13 protein-coding genes are annotated in these 13,443 nt (G+C 75.7%); 4 read left to right on the forward strand and 9 right to left on the reverse strand.

Features of this window, described 5'->3' with window-relative positions; all coding sequences use genetic code 11:
- Nucleotides 1–17: 17 nt before the first annotated feature.
- Nucleotides 18–311, reverse strand: coding sequence for a hypothetical protein (locus MLV88_RS00945; protein WP_243336602.1), 294 nt, complete (start codon nucleotides 309–311; stop codon nucleotides 18–20).
- Nucleotides 312–460: 149 nt separating this feature from the next.
- Nucleotides 461–739, reverse strand: coding sequence for a hypothetical protein (locus MLV88_RS00950; protein ID WP_243336604.1), 279 nt, complete (start codon nucleotides 737–739; stop codon nucleotides 461–463).
- Here MLV88_RS00950 and MLV88_RS00955 point away from each other — a divergent pair.
- On the forward strand, nucleotides 738–1,583 hold the full coding sequence (locus MLV88_RS00955; protein WP_243336606.1) for a hypothetical protein: 846 nt from the start codon (nucleotides 738–740) through the stop codon (nucleotides 1,581–1,583). The genes MLV88_RS00950 and MLV88_RS00955 overlap by 2 nt on opposite strands.
- 9 nt (nucleotides 1,584–1,592) lie before the next feature.
- Nucleotides 1,593–2,387, forward strand: coding sequence for an alpha/beta fold hydrolase (locus MLV88_RS00960; RefSeq protein WP_243336607.1), 795 nt, complete (start codon nucleotides 1,593–1,595; stop codon nucleotides 2,385–2,387).
- Nucleotides 2,388–2,429: 42 nt separating this feature from the next.
- Here the strand turns inward: MLV88_RS00960 and MLV88_RS00965 are convergent, their stop codons facing one another.
- From MLV88_RS00965 to MLV88_RS00980, 4 genes are all read right to left on the reverse strand, one after another.
- The gene (locus tag MLV88_RS00965) at nucleotides 2,430–3,440 is read right to left on the reverse strand and encodes a BON domain-containing protein (RefSeq protein ID WP_243336609.1); all 1,011 of its coding nucleotides are present in this window, start codon (nucleotides 3,438–3,440) and stop codon (nucleotides 2,430–2,432) included.
- Nucleotides 3,441–3,675: 235 nt separating this feature from the next.
- Nucleotides 3,676–5,472, reverse strand: a complete 1,797-nt coding sequence (locus tag MLV88_RS00970; protein WP_243336611.1) for a cytochrome c biogenesis protein — start codon at nucleotides 5,470–5,472, stop codon at nucleotides 3,676–3,678.
- Between the two features lies 1 nt (nucleotide 5,473).
- Nucleotides 5,474–6,637, reverse strand: coding sequence for a cytochrome c biogenesis protein ResB (locus MLV88_RS00975; RefSeq protein WP_242340624.1), 1,164 nt, complete (start codon nucleotides 6,635–6,637; stop codon nucleotides 5,474–5,476).
- Nucleotides 6,618–7,262 carry a hypothetical protein gene (locus tag MLV88_RS00980; protein WP_242340623.1) on the reverse strand — a complete coding sequence of 215 codons (645 nt, stop codon included), beginning with the start codon at nucleotides 7,260–7,262 and terminating at the stop codon, nucleotides 6,618–6,620. The genes MLV88_RS00975 and MLV88_RS00980 overlap by 20 nt, the downstream gene beginning before the upstream one ends.
- A gap of 270 nt (nucleotides 7,263–7,532) precedes the next feature.
- Here MLV88_RS00980 and MLV88_RS00985 point away from each other — a divergent pair, with 270 nt between their 5' ends.
- Nucleotides 7,533–8,603, forward strand: coding sequence for a 3-deoxy-7-phosphoheptulonate synthase (locus MLV88_RS00985; RefSeq protein ID WP_242356285.1), 1,071 nt, complete (start codon nucleotides 7,533–7,535; stop codon nucleotides 8,601–8,603).
- Between the two features lie 14 nt (nucleotides 8,604–8,617).
- Here MLV88_RS00985 and MLV88_RS00990 read toward each other — a convergent pair whose 3' ends face one another.
- The 3 genes from MLV88_RS00990 to MLV88_RS01000 all read right to left on the reverse strand — a co-directional run bounded on the left by MLV88_RS00990 (nucleotide 8,618) and on the right by MLV88_RS01000 (nucleotide 12,419).
- A complete protein-coding gene (locus tag MLV88_RS00990) occupies nucleotides 8,618–9,754 on the reverse strand; it encodes a DNA topoisomerase IB (protein WP_243336612.1) in 1,137 nt (378 codons plus the stop codon).
- A 132-nt stretch (nucleotides 9,755–9,886) separates the two neighbouring features.
- Nucleotides 9,887–11,797, reverse strand: a complete 1,911-nt coding sequence (locus tag MLV88_RS00995; RefSeq protein ID WP_243336614.1) for a M48 family metallopeptidase — start codon at nucleotides 11,795–11,797, stop codon at nucleotides 9,887–9,889.
- A 43-nt stretch (nucleotides 11,798–11,840) separates the two neighbouring features.
- Nucleotides 11,841–12,419, reverse strand: coding sequence for a LemA family protein (locus tag MLV88_RS01000; protein WP_242339690.1), 579 nt, complete (start codon nucleotides 12,417–12,419; stop codon nucleotides 11,841–11,843).
- Nucleotides 12,420–12,546: 127 nt separating this feature from the next.
- On the opposite strand from MLV88_RS01000, the gene MLV88_RS01005 reads away from it, so the two are divergent.
- A complete protein-coding gene (locus MLV88_RS01005; RefSeq protein ID WP_242355812.1) occupies nucleotides 12,547–13,251 on the forward strand; it encodes an SDR family oxidoreductase in 705 nt (234 codons plus the stop codon).
- Nucleotides 13,252–13,443: the final 192 nt, after the last annotated feature.

Raw genomic sequence — 13,443 nt, forward strand, 5'->3', positions numbered from 1 at the left:
GGGTACGGCGGCCTCGCTCAGGCGATCCGCCCCGGGCCGGGTCCCCTCCACCGGGAGAGGACGTGCACGGGCGCCTTCGGCGGTTGCAGCAAACCGAGCTGCTGAAGGAGGACCGCCAGCGCCGCGGCGACGCAGTAGCCGAACAGCACCGCGAACGCCCAGGCGGGCAGGAGCGTGGAGACGTACAGCACCATCGACGCCAGGATCACGCCGAAGAGCGCCAGGTAGCGGTCGGCGCGCGTGAGCCCCGACTCGGGCACGATCTCGACGAGACCGTCGCGGGCCCTGCGGCGTACGGAGGCGTGCGACATCCTGTTCCATTCTGTACGCCGGCCCTGGCAGTGACAACTTCGAGCGAAGGACCTCCCCCAGGCAGGGACGGCGGCCGGGGCGAATGGCGCGCCACGTCGATCGTGCGGGCGCGCTGCTCGATCTCGCCGGCGTAGCGATCCCGGAACGACTACGCCTCGCGGACGAGCTCCTCGAACGTGCGGCGCAGCAGCTCCACCGACAGCGTTCGCCCGCCGGAGCTCGTGAGCGAGCTGCTCCAAGTCTGCGCCGCGGAGCTCCGCGGCCGTCGCCCCGAGTCCTCCTCGCGTCCGACCGCGAAGGCGGCCATGAGGCACGGCGCCAGGGTCGCGTCCCGGCCCTCCGGGCCGAGACGGGTGAGGCACGGGGCGGCCCTGTAGGCGATCGTGCGCTGGCGAGCAGCCGCGGAACGCGCTACGGAGAAATCCATGCGACGCCTCGCCTCCCTCCCTGCCCTCCTGGCGGCCGTGCTCGGCCTCGCCGGGTGCGATGTCTTCGAGCGCCTCCAGAACGACCGCGTCCTCGCCGGCGTGCTCATCGAGTCCCCCGGCGTGAGCCAGCCGGACCAGAACGTGAACCTGGCAGGGACCGTCGCCGCCACCGTGTTCTTCGGGGAGGTCGACAAGGGCGCGAACCCTGCCGACGCCGCCTCGTGGCGCACGACGGGCCTCGACGGCGCGGCGGTCCGGATCACCTGGGACGGCGGGACCGCGACGCTCGCGCCGGCGGGCGCGGCGGGGCAGTACGCGCTCACCGGCGGCGCGCTCGCGTACGTGCCCGGCACCGCCTACACCTTCCGCGTCGAGTACGGGGGCGAGACGTACTCGGGCACGGTCACCGCGCCGCCCCGGCCGGTGCTGCAGGACGAGAGCGGCGCGCCGCTGCCCCTGGTGCAGGCGCCGATCGCGTACGCGCAGCTCCCCGATCCCTACGTGCTGCGGCGGGACGGGACGAGCGTGGCCTTCTACGCCGTCACCGCGCTCTCGTCGCCGAGCGGCGCGGTGAACGCCTCCGCCGCCACCTGCACCAACGCGCCGGACGTCACCGACCCGATGGCGGTGGTGCGGCTCTTCCTCGACGACGGCGCCTGGCGCACGCCGACCTTCTCGCTCGCCAAGGCCGACTGCTTCCCCGCCCCCGCGCCGCAGTACGGCTACGGCCTGCTGCTCACCTCGGTGAACAAGGTGGGCGGTACGAGCCTCTCCTCGAACCTCTTCCTCGGGAGCGGGGTCGTCGCCGGCTCCGCCGCGGCGAGCGTGCTGCCGGTCCATTAGAACCCGCGCATGCCGCTGGTCACGATCCCGGGCTCCCCCTTCGCGCCCGGGCGCGCTCCGCTCCGGGTGAACGTCCGCGAGCGCGGCCGGGGCCCCGCGGCGCTCCTGCTCCACGGCGGCTGGGGCCACGAGGCGTACCCGTTCGACGCGGCGGCGGAGGCGCTCGCGCCGCGCCACCGCGTGATCGTCCCCGACCGGATCGGCTACGGCGCCTCGGAGCCGCTCGCGGAGCTGCCGCGCCGGTTCCACCAGGCGATGGCCGACGAGACGGTGGCCCTCCTCGACGCGCTCGGGATCGAGCGGGCCGCGCTGTGGGGCCACTCGGACGGCGCCGTCGTCGCGGCCTGGGCGGCGATCCGCCACCCGGCGCGCGTCACCGCCCTCGTGCTCGAGGGGCTGCACTTCTTCCGCGCCAAGCCGAGCTCGCTGGAGTTCTTCCGGACCGGCCTCGAGGCGCCGGAGCGGTACGGCGAGGGTGTCGTGCGCGCGCTCGAGCGCGATCACGGCGCGCGCTGGCGCAAGGTGGTCGCGCGCGGCGCCCGCGCCTGGCTGGACATCCTCGCGGAGGGAGCGCGCGCGGGCGGCGACCTCTACGACGGGCGCCTCGGCGAGATCACCGCCCGCACGCTCGTCCTGCACGGCAGGCGCGACCCGCGCCTCGAGCCCGGCGAGCTCGAGGCGGCGCTGCGCGCCCTGCCGCGCGCAAGCCTCGCGCTCGTGGACGCCGGGCACAGCCCGCACACGAGCTCCGCCGCGGGCGCCGAGGCGGTGCGCCGCGCGGCGGAGTTCCTCGCGCTTCCGTAGACGTCGATCAGCGTTGGGGGCGCTGGGACGCAGCCCCGTCGCTCAATGTCTCCGGGCGTCCGGCGAGGGGGCCTGCCCCGGCTGCGGGCGCGCCTGGCCGGGCAGGGTCTGCCCGCTCATCCCCGCCTGCGCCGCCGTCGCCTGGCCCGGCTGCAGCTCCGTCTCGCGGCGCAGGCGCAGGTGGTTGTGCACCTCGTCCACCCCGAAGACCTCGTCCGCGAGGTCCTCGAGCATCCGCTTGTCCCAGCGGCTCCCGACGGTGCCGGTGAGCGTCACCTCCGCGTGCTCGACCTTCACCTCCACGTCGCTCGCGTCGAGATCGCTGCGCGCGATGCGCTCGGAGACGTCCTCGCGGATCCGCTCGTCGGAGCGCTTGTAGCCCTTCGGGCCGCGCCCGGTCATCTTGCGCCAGCCCTCCCTCACGCGCTCGCCGAGCCGCTCCATCGGGCCGGGCTCCTCTCCGCCGCGGCCCCAATCGCTCCGGCCGCGGAACTCGTGGCCGCGCTCGCTGCCGCGGCCGAAGTCGCTGCGCGCCTCCCAGCGCCCCCGCCCCTCCTCCTCGCCGTAGCGCTCCGCGCCGTAGCGCTCCGCCATCCCGCCCATGAAGCCGCCGTACTCCCGCCCGCGTCCGCGCTCCCACTCGCGCTCGCCGTAGCGGCCCCCGGGGCCCCACGAGCCGGGCCCCTCGCCCGACGGCTCGAACTGCGTGCTGCGGTGCCAGCCGCCCTCGTCGCGCTCCTCGGGCTCACGGCCGCGCCCGAAGCCGCCCGCGCCGTACCGGCCCCCGGCTCCCCGGCCAGAGCCCGCCTCGCGATCGCGCGGGCGATCCCACTCCGCGCGCCCGCCGGGCTCGCGCCCCAGCTCGAAGCGCCCCTCGCCGCGCTCCTCGCGGCGCCAGTCGTCGCGCTCCTCGGCCTCGCGCCAGCCCCCGCCGCGCCAGGTGTCGTCGCTCCGCCAGCCGCCGCCGCGCTCCTCGCGGCCGCGCGGGCCATGCGCCTCGTGCCCGTGCTCCCGCCCTTCCCACCGCCCCTTCTCCTCGTCCCAGCGTGCCATGGCTCTCTCCCTCGCCGCGCGGCTGCGCGGCGCCCCTGGGGTCCGTTGTGCTGCGCAGGGAAAATGTAGCCACCCCACCGAGGGTCGAGCGCGCTCGCGCCCCGCCCCACCAGGCGGGCCGGGCGGCGCGAGAGCGGCCGGCGCGCGCGTCGAGCGGGGAGGAAGCGGAGGCCCCGCGCGCCGGGCGGCGGCGGGGCCTCGAGGTGGAGCGGGCGTGACGCGGCGTGCGCGCAGGCTAGACCGGCTGCGAGGCGCCCTCCGGCCGGTCCTTTCCGGGCGCCGCGGCCTCGGCGCGCCGCGCGCTCCAGAAGCGCGCCGGGACCAGCGCGAACAGCATGAGCACGAGCTGCGTCCCGACGAACGCGGACAGCGCCCAGAACGCCTTGTCCATGAACCCGTACGAATGGAGCCCGACGCCGAGCATGTTCACGCCGAACCACGAGAAGCTCGTGATGACGTTCCCGAAGATCGCCATGGCCATGATCCCGCGCTCGCGCGCGTACCCCGCCCACCGGGCGTGCAGGATGATGGCGTTCCACAGCACGATGAGGAGCGCGCCGTTCTCCTTGGGATCCCAGCCCCAGAACCGGCCCCAGGACTGATCCGCCCAGATGCCGCCCAGCACCGTCCCGACGAAGCTGAAGAACAGGGCGAAGCAGATGATGCCGTAGGTCATCGCGACGATGGCCTTGCTCGCGGCCGGGTCGGCGCGGCGCGTGAGGTGCCGCCGCACCACCCATCCGATGGCGAGCGCGCCCGCGAGGAACGTGCCGCTGTAGCCGATGGTGATGGTGACGACGTGCGTCGCGAGCCAGAAGTTCGAGTCGAGCACCGCGCGCATCATCTCCATCGTGTCGCCGTCGACGGAGAGGTGGTGCGCGACGATGAGCGAGGCGAAGCCCGAGGAGGCCGCCACCGCGGTCGCGAAGCCGCGGCGGTACATCCGCTCGAGCACGACGCCGAGGAGCACCGCGGCCCAGCCCACGAACACCGCCGACGAGTAGAGGTTCGTCACCGGCGGCCGGCCCTGGATGAGGACGCGCGAGGCGAGCCCGAGCGTGTGGACGACCGCGCCCGCGAGGAGGAGGCCGAACGCGAGCCGCTGCAGGAGCACCGGCCTCCACAACCAGGAGACGAACACGGCGAGCAGCGCGAGCACGTAGATCACCATGCCCGAGTAGAACGGCTGCGCGGCGTTGAAGAGCCACTCGTGATCCGACCGGGCCGCCGCGTCCGGGCGGCCCAGCGCGGCGGTCGCGGCGAGGTCCGCGACGGAGCGGTTGAAGCTCGCCGCGTCCTGCGCCTGGTAGGCGAGGCCGAGGCGCGCCCACTGCTCGAGCCCGGGCTCGACGGTCGTCGTCCCCGTGAGCGCCTCACCCACCGAGCGCCACGCGTCTCCGGCCGGCGTCACGGGCAGGAGCGGCTTGAAGTGCGCGAGCTCCACGAGCAGCTGGTGCCGCTGCGGCGCGCCCGGCCCCGCCCGCGCCGCGATCTCGGCGGCGAGCCCCGGCGTCCCCTCGAGCTGCACCGTGTTCTTGAGGCGGTGGTAGAGGAACATCCGCTCGAAGAGGTTCACGATCGCGGACTGGAAGTGGCTGCGGACCTTGGGGTCGATCGGCTCGGCGGCCACGTACTGGCGCTGGATCTCGTCGATGCGCGGGGCGAGCGTCGCGAAGCTGTAGTAGCGGTTCCGGCTCTGCTGGATGCCGAGGAGCCCGAGCACCTCGGGGTCGTCGATGACGAAGAGCTCCTGCCGGTCGGCGACCTCCGGGCGGAACATCACGTCGAGGAGCCACTCGTCGGGCCCGATGCTCCGCCCCTCGGAGCTCGCCGACTGCTTCCCGCGGATCATGAGCAGCGCGTTGCGCGCGATGGTGTCGACGGGCTTCACGCGCCCGCCCTCGAGGACGGGGATCTGGCCGAACGCCTCGACGTCGAAGCCCCGCGGCTTCCCCGACGGGAGGAGCGACGAGGCGGCCCCGGCGAGGGCGAGGCCGAAGGCGATCCAGGGCACGGCGCGCTTCAGGTTCATCTCAGGCCTCCGAGGCGGCCTGCCGCCGCCGGCTGGAGCGGCGCAGGGTGATGGCGAAGTGGACGATGAGCCCGATGGCGACGAGGACGCAGGAGACGTACGGGATGAGCCACCCCGGGTTCTCGACCACCTGCAGGATCGAGAGCGTGTCGCCCTTGCCGAAGCTCGCCTGGTAGAAGGCCTTCCCCTCGTAGCGGAGCGGCTGGTTCATGTAGATGAGGACGTCCCGCTGCTCGCCGCGTGACGGGTTCGCGATGGTGACGAGCGAGGAGAAGTTCTTCGGGATCTGCGTGCCCGGGTAGACGTCGTGCCGGAAGTCCTTGAGGGTGATCGCGAAGGGCAGGTACTCGCGACGGCTGCGCAGCTGGAGCTGGTAGGTCCGCCCCTCGTGCGTGAACGACTGCGGCGCGCCGAGGCCGTTCGAGACGAGCCACGTGCCGTAGCTCCGCCCGCCCGCGACCGGCTCCACGAAGGCGGCGGCCTGGTTCGTCTGGTCGTCGCGCGACACGGGCGGCCGCTCCCGCACGGCGACGCCCGTGCCGACGCCCGCGGTCACGGGCGACGGCGGATCGGCGGGGCCGAGCCGCGCGAGCTCCGCGTTGCGGAAGAAGCGTCGCACCTGGACCGCCACGGGGGTGCCGGGGATCGGGATCGCGCCGCCGCGCTCGAGGCGCGCCGCCGGGACGCTGTAGACGTCGTCCATGGCGGGATCGGTCACGTCGATCACGGCGAGCTCGAGCTCGCGCGGGCTCTCGACGTAGTTGACCGTCTGCCCCTCCTCCACCGCGAGCTGCGACTCCACCTGGAACGCGCCGGTCACGAACTCGCCGAGCACGAGCAGGATGAGGCCCGCGTGCGAGATCCACAGGCCGACCTTCTTCCAGGCGAGCTCGAGCCGGACGAGCTGCGCGAGGAACAGGTTCACGAGGAGCACGAGGCCGACGAGCGCGCCGCCCGGGAACACCGGGATCCGCAGCTCCGTGCCCGGGACGTCCCACCAGACGAACCAGGCGCGCATGTAGATCTCGACCGCCGGCCACGTCCCGAGCTTCACCTGCGCGAGCGTGCAGGCCATCACGAGCACCATCAGCGCCGCGAGGCACGCGATCGTCAGCTTCAGCGAGACGAGCGCGCGGAGGACCGGGTTAGTCGTTCGAAGCGTCACGGCGGAGGCTCTCCACGATGCGGAGGAAGTCGGGCCGGGCGGCGTCCACGGCGCCGGCGTCACCCGTCATCTTGATGAACCAGCTGTTCCCGTCCACGACCGCGAGGCCCGCGACGACGCGGCTCTTCGCGGTGCCCTCGCTCGTGAAGTCGTAGAGGGACACCGTGCCCGCCTTCGTCTCGAGCGGCCTGCGGGCCTTCGCGAGGGCGGGGCCGTCGAGCGCCGGGAGGCCGATCTGCCCGCGCCAGCGGTTCACGTTCGCGAGCTCGCCGCCCGCCTCTCCGGGGAGCACCGTCACGGAGACGTCGAGGCGCCCGCCGACCGGCGCCTTGAGCGTGGCGTAGCGCATGCCGCCACCGCCGGTGGTCTCGGTCCAGCGCGCGGGCAGCGTCCAGACGAGCTTGCTCCCCGCCACGGGGGACGGCGGCGCGGGCACCTGCCCGCTCGCCGGCATCATGGGCGACGCGGCGGGCGCCGGGGCCGCGGAGCCGGAGGACTTCGGCACCCGGTAATGGGCGATCTCCTCGCTGCGGCAGCCTGCGAGGGCGACGACCGAGACCGCCGCCGCGAGCGCGAGGGCGCGCGCGCCCGAGGGGCGGGATGGAGAGTCCAGGCGTGAAATCAAGGGCGTCTGACCTTCCTCGGGACGAAAACGCAAACTTCGCGCGGGCGAAGCCCGGTGGGGCTCCGGCGGCAGGTTAGCGCCGGTACTGATCCGGATCAAATCTTGTCGGGGTGCTGACGGCTCGGGCATCCGGTCTCTTCAACCCGGCGCCCGCGAGTCGCCCGGGCCGCACGAACCCGGCGGCCGCGCTCGATCATCCTGGCGCCGCCCCTCGCATTTTTCGTCGCCGGATGCGATACGGATCGGGATCCCGGAGGGAGCGGACCGCCCATGCAGCAGACCGAGAACCTGAACGTCGCGGCGTTCGACGTGATGCCCTCGCCCGACGAGGTGAAGGCTCACATCCCGCTCGACGAGCCCGCCGCCCGGACCGTCATCGCGGGCCGGAGAACCCTCGAGGCGATCCTCGACCGCCGCGATCCGCGGCTCTTCGTGGTCGTCGGCCCGTGCTCGATCCACGATCCGGTCGCCGGCCTCGACTATGCGCGGCGGCTGCGCGCGCTCGCGGACGAGGTCTCGGGCACCCTCTACCTGGTGATGCGCGTCTACTTCGAGAAGCCGCGCACCTCCCTCGGCTGGAAGGGCTTCATCAACGATCCGCGCATGGACGACTCGTTCCGCGTGGACGAGGGCATGGAGCGCGCCCGGCGGTTCCTGCTCGACGTGAACGAGCTCGGGCTCCCTGCCGGGACCGAGGCGCTCGACCCGATCGCGCCGCAGTACTACGGCGACCTCGTCGCCTGGACCGCCATCGGCGCGCGCACCTCCGAGTCGCAGACGCACCGCGAGATGTCCTCCGGCCTCTCCACGCCGGTGGGCTTCAAGAACGGCACCGACGGCGACCTCGAGCCCGCCGTGAACGGCATCGTCTCCGCGGCGAGCCCGCACTCGTTCCTCGGCATCAACGACCAGGGGCGCTCCGCGGTCGTGCGCACGCGGGGCAACCGCTACGGCCACATCGTCCTCCGCGGCGGCGGCGGGCGGCCCAACTACGACACCGTGTCGATCGCGCTCGCCGAGGACGCGCTCGCCCGGGCGAAGCTCCCGAGGAACGTCGTCGTCGACTGCTCGCACGCGAACTCGCGCAAGAAGCCGGAGCTCCAGCCGCTCGTGCTCCGCGACGTGGTCCACCAGATCCGCGAGGGCAACCGCTCCGTCGTGGGCCTGATGCTGGAGAGCTTCCTCGAGCCGGGGAACCAGCCCATCCCGCAGGATCTCTCGCAGCTCCGCTACGGCTGCTCGGTCACCGACGCCTGCATCGGCTGGGACACCACCGTCGAGAGCCTTCGCTGGGCGGACGAGGTGCTGCGCGAGGTCCTGCCCGCGCGCGCCGCGCCCTGACCCCCCGCGCTCCGTCAGGCGCGCTCGCGCTCCGGCGCTCGCGCCGCCCGCCGCTCCGGCTTGCCCAGGGGGCCGGACGGGCGCAGCGGATCCGGCCGCACGACGCTCCTCGGGCCCCGCGCCCGCTGCGCGGGGCCCCGCGTCGCGGCGCGCCGCAGGAACGTGACGAGCGCGCGCTCGGCCGCGTGGAGCCCGCCGCCCCTCGCGAGCCCCAGGACGTCGTCGGGCGAGAGCCCGCAGGAGACGACCTCCCCCCGCGCGAAGCCTTCGAGCACCGCGGGGCTGATGTACGAGCCGCGCGCCACCGCGGGCGTGTTCCCGAGCCGCTGCGCGACCGCCTTCACCGCGGCCTGGACGAGCCGCTTGCGGCTCGTGCGCCCGGGCACGAGCTCGCGCGCGGCCTCGGCGAGCGCGCTCGCGCAGAGCAGCGTCCCGGCCCAGGTCCGGAAGTCCTTCGCCGTGACGGACCCGCCGGCCGCTGCGCGGAGGTAGGCGTTGAGGTGGCGGCGGCGGACGTCCACGATCTGCCCGCCCTCGACGAACTTGAAGACGTCGCGGCCCGGCACGGCGAGGAGCTCGCGGACGAGGTGGGCGATCCGCCGGTCGCGGACCTCGCGCACCTGGCGCTGCCCCGACTTGCCGCGGTAGTCGAACACCACCCGGTCCCCCGTCACGCGCACGTGCCCGGGCCGCACGGTCGCGAGCCCGAAGCTCCCGTTCTCGCGCGCGTAGGCCTCGCTGCCGGGGCGCATCCAGGTCGCCTCGAGGATCCGCGTCATCCCGGCGAGCACGCGCTCGCGCCCGAGGCCGCGCCGGCGAAAGTCCCGCTCCACCCGGGCGCGCACCCTCGGCAGCGCGTCCGCGAAGCGCAGCAGGCGGCGGTACTTCGCGGCCGCCTGCCGGCGGACGAAGTCGGGGTGGTAGCGGTACTGCCAGCGCCCCGCCTTGTCGCGGCCGACGGCCTGGAGCTTCGCGCCCGCCGCCCGGCTCACGCGCACGTCGGTCCACGCCGGCGGGAGCCGCAGCGCCCGGATGCGCTCCACGTCCGCGGCCGCGGCGGGCCGCCCGTTCGCCTGCAGGTAGCGGAAGCCGGACCGCGGAGTGCCGACGCGCCGGAGCCCCTCGCGCTCGAGTCGCTCGATCGCCCTCATCCGATCAACCCCTAGGCACTGCGCGGGCGAGGCGCCAGCGGAGGCGTCCGTGCCGGGCTGAGGCGGGGCGCGAGGACTTGCCCGGTCGGGGCCGAGGCCGTCGGGATCAGCTGCGAGCGGGCGCGCCCACGTTCACGCCTGCGCCGCGCGCACCGCCCGCTCCTCCGCCGCGAGAATCGGCGGCGCCGGCACCCCGAGGGACGCGGCGATCGCGCGCAGGACCTCGCCTTCGGCCGGCCGCACCTTTCCGTCCGCGGTCACGCACGCCTCGCAGGCCGCGAGCACCCGCTCCTTCACGCGCGGCGCGGCCGCGTCGAGCGACGCGAGCGCCGTCTCGAGCCGCGCGGCGCCCACGCGGCCGCGCGGGAGGACGCGCCACGGGCCGCCGGTGCCGAGCGCCGAGACCGCCGCGTCGAGCGCCGCCTGCGCGGCGGCGCCGTCGGCAGCGCCCTGCCAGGCGAGCACGGAGAGCACCTCGAGGCACTCGACCTCGACCTCCGCGACGCGACGCGCCCCCGCGCCCTCGCGCGCCGCGCGGGGCGCGAGCCGGTGCGCCACGACGCGCTGGAGCGACCACTCGAACACGGTCGTCCGCCGGTCGGCCGCCGCGAGCGCCGCGAGGTCGCGCACGAGGGCCTCGCCGTCGGCGGGGGCGAGCCGCCCGAGCGCGGGCGCGGCGACGTCGAGGAGCGCCATCCTCCCCTCGCGCCCGGTCGACGACAGCGCACCCGCGAGCCGGGCCACCTCGGCGCGCAGCGCCGGGTCGGCGACCGCGGGGAGCTGCACCGCGCGGACCGTCTCGTCCGGATCCGCGAGGAGCGCGCGCACGAGCGCGGGCGCGCTGCCGGGGCCGCGCGCGGCAGCGAGCGCCGCGGCGGGGAGCGCGGCGAGCAGGGCCTGCGCGCGCGCGACGTCGCTGCCTGCGGCGCCCGGGGTCGACCCGGGCGCGGCGGCGAGGGCGGCCGTCGCGAGTCCGTGGCCGGACACGGCCGGCGCAGCGGAGGCGGCCTCGGGCGGGCGCTCCGGCGCCGCCTCCTCGGCGAGGAGGCGCTCCGCGACGAGCGGCGCGATCCGGCGGATGCGCTCCTCGATGGGAGGATGCGTCGCGAACAGGCGGACGGCCAGGCCGTCCGCGATGAAGAGGTGCGCCGCCTCGGGCGCTGCCGGCGACCACAGGCGCGAGCCCTCGCGCGCGATGCGCGCGAGCGCGCCCGCGAGGCCTTCCGGGTTGCGCGTGAGCCGCACGGCGTCGGCGTCCGCGAGGAACTCGCGCGTGCGCGACACCGCCGCCCGGATGAGGCTCCCGAAGAACGCGCCGATCGAGCCCGCCAGCCACACGAGGGCGCCGAACAGCGCGAGCCCGGCCGCGCCGCCCCGGCCGCGGCCGCGCCGCCCCTCGCCGCCGGCCCCGGCCCGCACGAGGGCGCGCCCGACGAGCGCGAGCGAGGTGAGGCCGCCGACGAGCGCGATGAGCTGCAGGTTGAGCCGGGTGTCGGCGTTCACGACGTGAGAGAGCTCGTGCGCGACGACGCCCTGCAGCTCGTCGCGCGTGAGCCCCTCGAGCGCGCCGCGCGTCACCGCGACGACCGCGTGATCCGGGGAGAACCCGGCCGCGAACGCGTTGAGGTTGCGCTCGAACGGGAGCACGTACAGCGCGGGGACCGGGACGCCCGCCGCGATCGCCATCTCCTCCACGACGTTCACGAGGCGCCGCTCCGCCGCGTCCTGGGTGTCGGGGTCCACGGGGAACCCGCCCAGCAGCTCGGCGACCGCACGGCCGCCGCCGCTCGCGAGCCGGACCGCGTGCACGAGGGCGCCGCCGGCCGTCACGAGCGTCACGATCCCGGCGACGCCGAGGAGGTCCCGCGTGCGGAGCGGGCCGGGGCCGAGGAGCCGCGGCTGGGCGCTGGCGACCCAGACCACGATCGCGTAGACGACCGCGATCGTGCTCGCCCAGGCGAGCGCGAAGAGCGCGACGAGGACCGCGGTGCGCCGCCTCGCCGACGCCTTCGCGGCGAAGAAGTCGAGCGTGGAGCGGGTCACGGGGCCGCCCGCCGCGCGCCGTCACCGGGAGCGCCGGCGGCGGTCACAGCGCGATCCGCACCGCCTCGCGCGCCTGCGGGGCGGAGATGTCGAGCGGCCTCGCCTCCGGGAACCCGCCCGCGACGAGCGTCCCGGGGAACGTCTCGCGCGCGTTGTTGTAGTCCATCACGGCGTCGTTGTAGGCCTGCCGCGCGAACGCCACGCGGTTCTCGCTCGAGGTGAGCTCCTCGACGAGGCGCCCCACCGACTCGCTCGCCTTCAGGTCGGGGTACGCCTCGGCGACGGCGAGCAGCCGGGACAGCGGCCCGGCCAGCGCGCCCTCGGCCTGGGCGAGCCGCTCCATGGAGGCGCCCTCCCCCGGGTGCGCGGCGGCGGCGCGCGCGGCGACCACCGCCTGGTTGCGCGCGGCGACCACCGCCTCGAGGGTGGAGCGCTCGTGGGCGAGGTAGGCGCGCGTCGCCTCGACCAGGTTCGGGATGAGGTCGTAGCGCCGCTGGAGCTGCACGTCGATCTGGCCGTACGCGTTGCGGAACGCGTTCCGCCGCGTGACGAGCCCGTTGTGGAGCACCACCCAGCCGACGGCGACCGCGGCGACGAGCGCGAGGACGACGAGTGCTGCCATGTTCCCTCCCTCCGCGCGATGCGGGCGCGGCGGGACGCAGCATGGCACGATCGGGGAGGTCGCGCACGAAGGCGCGCGTCCCCTGGGCGAGGGGAGGGAGGATCGCCCACACCGAGGAGGTCGCCGCATGCACACCGCCTTCGTCGCAGGCGCCACCGGCTACACCGGGCGTGAGGTCGTGCGCGCGCTGCGCGCCGCGGGCGTCCGCACGGTCGCGCACGTGCGGCCCGACTCGGCGAGCGCCGGCGCGTGGCGCGCGCGCTTCGCGGCGCTGGGCGCGGAGGTGGATTCCACGCCCTGGGCCGGACCGGCGATGGCGGCCACCCTCGCCCGCGTCCGGCCGACCCTCGTGTTCGCGCTGCTCGGGACCACGCGCCGCCGCGCGCGGGCCGCCGCGCGCCACGGCGTCACGGAGAGCTACGCCTCCGTGGACTACGGGCTCACCCGGCTCCTCCTCGACGCGGCCGTGGCGAGCGGCGCCCGGCCGCGCTTCGTATACCTGTCGTCCGCGGGGGTGCACGAGGGCACCCGCAGCGCGTACCTCTCGGCGCGCGCCCGGCTCGAGCGCGACCTGCGCGCGAGCGGCCTGCCCTTCGTCGTCGCGCGGCCGGCCTTCGTGACCGGACCGGATCGCGACGAGCCGCGCCCGCTCGAGCGCGCCGCCGCGCGCGTGTCCGACGCGGCGCTCTCCGTCGCCTCCCGGCTCGGCGCGCGCCGGCTCGCCGCGCGCTGGCGGTCCACGTCCGGCGCCGCGCTCGCCTCGGCGCTCGTGCGCCTCGCGCTCGACCCCGGCGCGGAGGGGCGCGTCGTGGAGGGCGACGGGCTCCGCTGAACGACAGTTCGTGATTCGCGATCACCTTCGGTGACGCCCCCTGCTCGCCGGGTCCCGTGCAACGCCGCGAGCGGCTTCGCCGCCTCCGCGGCGTCGCCCCGGCGGGGGGGGGGGGGGGGGGGGGGGGGGGGGGGGGGGGGGGGGGGGGGGGGGGGGGGGCGCGGCGCCCCCGCCCCCGCGGCCCCGCGCCCC

Origin of the sequence: Anaeromyxobacter soli, assembly GCF_022808855.1 — a bacterium.
Classification (GTDB): Bacteria; Myxococcota; Myxococcia; order Myxococcales; family Anaeromyxobacteraceae; genus Anaeromyxobacter; species Anaeromyxobacter soli.

What these genes read in the sequence shown, in the direction of transcription:
- MLV88_RS00945 (WP_243336602.1), bottom strand. Translation starts at nt 311, where the DNA reads ATGTCGCACGCCTCCGTACGCCGCAGGGCCCGCGACGGTCTCGTCGAG.
- MLV88_RS00955 (WP_243336606.1), top strand. Translation starts at nt 738, where the DNA reads ATGCGACGCCTCGCCTCCCTCCCTGCCCTCCTGGCGGCCGTGCTCGGC.
- MLV88_RS00950 (WP_243336604.1), bottom strand. Translation starts at nt 739, where the DNA reads ATGGATTTCTCCGTAGCGCGTTCCGCGGCTGCTCGCCAGCGCACGATC.
- MLV88_RS00960 (WP_243336607.1), top strand. Translation starts at nt 1,593, where the DNA reads ATGCCGCTGGTCACGATCCCGGGCTCCCCCTTCGCGCCCGGGCGCGCT.
- MLV88_RS00965 (WP_243336609.1), bottom strand. Translation starts at nt 3,440, where the DNA reads ATGGCACGCTGGGACGAGGAGAAGGGGCGGTGGGAAGGGCGGGAGCAC.
- MLV88_RS00970 (WP_243336611.1), bottom strand. Translation starts at nt 5,472, where the DNA reads ATGAACCTGAAGCGCGCCGTGCCCTGGATCGCCTTCGGCCTCGCCCTC.
- MLV88_RS00985 (WP_242356285.1), top strand. Translation starts at nt 7,533, where the DNA reads ATGCAGCAGACCGAGAACCTGAACGTCGCGGCGTTCGACGTGATGCCC.
- MLV88_RS00990 (WP_243336612.1), bottom strand. Translation starts at nt 9,754, where the DNA reads ATGAGGGCGATCGAGCGACTCGAGCGCGAGGGGCTCCGGCGCGTCGGC.
- MLV88_RS01000 (WP_242339690.1), bottom strand. Translation starts at nt 12,419, where the DNA reads ATGGCAGCACTCGTCGTCCTCGCGCTCGTCGCCGCGGTCGCCGTCGGC.
- MLV88_RS01005 (WP_242355812.1), top strand. Translation starts at nt 12,547, where the DNA reads ATGCACACCGCCTTCGTCGCAGGCGCCACCGGCTACACCGGGCGTGAG.